Origin of the sequence: Providencia sp. 2024EL-00732 (assembly GCF_044006275.1) — a bacterium.
In the GTDB taxonomy this organism is placed as follows: Bacteria; Pseudomonadota; Gammaproteobacteria; order Enterobacterales; family Enterobacteriaceae; genus Providencia; species Providencia huashanensis.
This window is the reverse complement of sequence record NZ_JBIPDG010000028.1, coordinates 1-1345: the sequence shown is the minus strand read 5'-3', so window position 1 is coordinate 1345 and position 1345 is coordinate 1. Positions and strand designations below refer to the sequence as shown.

Here is a 1345-nt window from a genome sequence, read left to right as displayed (position 1 = left end):
TCATCTCTCAATCTCTAAAACACCTTCGGTGTTGTCAGGTTAAGCCTCACGGTTCATTAGTATTGGTTAGCTCAACATATCGCTATGCTTACACACCCAACCTATCAACGTCTTAGTCTTAAACGTTCCTTTAGGACCCTTAAAGGGTCAGGGAAGACTCATCTCAAGGCAAGTTTCCCGCTTAGATGCTTTCAGCGGTTATCTCTTCCGCACTTAGCTACCGGGCAATGCCATTGGCATGACAACCCGAACACCAGTGGTGCGTCCACTCCGGTCCTCTCGTACTAGGAGCAGCCCCTTTCAATCTTCCAACGCCCACGGCAGATAGGGACCGAACTGTCTCACGACGTTCTAAACCCAGCTCGCGTACCACTTTAAACGGCGAACAGCCGTACCCTTGGGACCTACTTCAGCCCCAGGATGTGATGAGCCGACATCGAGGTGCCAAACACCGCCGTCGATATGAACTCTTGGGCGGTATCAGCCTGTTATCCCCGGAGTACCTTTTATCCGTTGAGCGATGGCCCTTCCATTCAGAACCACCGGATCACTAAGACCTACTTTCGTACCTGCTCGAGCCGTCACTCTCGCAGTCAAGCTGGCTTATGCCTTTGCACTAACCGCATGATGTCCGACCATGCTTAGCCAACCTTCGTGCTCCTCCGTTACTCTTTGGGAGGAGACCGCCCCAGTCAAACTACCCACCAGACACTGTCCGCACCCCGGATAACGGGGCAACGTTAGAACATCAAACATTAAAGGGTGGTATTTCAAGGTTGGCTCCATGCAGACTGGCGTCCACACTTCAAAGCCTCCCACCTATCCTACACATCAAGGCTCAATGTTCAGTGTCAAGCTATAGTAAAGGTTCACGGGGTCTTTCCGTCTTGCCGCGGGTACACTGCATCTTCACAGCGAGTTCAATTTCACTGAGTCTCGGGTGGAGACAGCCTGGCCATCATTACGCCATTCGTGCAGGTCGGAACTTACCCGACAAGGAATTTCGCTACCTTAGGACCGTTATAGTTACGGCCGCCGTTTACTGGGGCTTCGATCAAGAGCTTCTCCTTACGGATAACCCCATCAATTAACCTTCCAGCACCGGGCAGGCGTCACACCGTATACGTCCACTTTCGTGTTTGCACAGTGCTGTGTTTTTAATAAACAGTTGCAGCCAGCTGGTATCTGCGACTGGCTTCAGCTCCATGGGTAAACCACTTCACCTAGCGCCAGCGTGCCTTCTCCCGAAGTTACGGCACCATTTTGCCTAGTTCCTTCACCCGAGTTCTCTCAAGCGCCTGAGTATTCTCTACCTGACCACCTGTGTCGGTTTGGGGTACGATTA

The 1345-nt window shown here is 52.0% G+C and carries 1 rRNA gene; it reads right to left on the bottom strand.

From position 1 onward, the window contains the following. Positions 1–35: 35 nt before the first annotated feature. A 23S ribosomal RNA gene (locus tag ACHB7C_RS20695) occupies positions 36–1345 on the bottom strand; the annotation flags it as partial.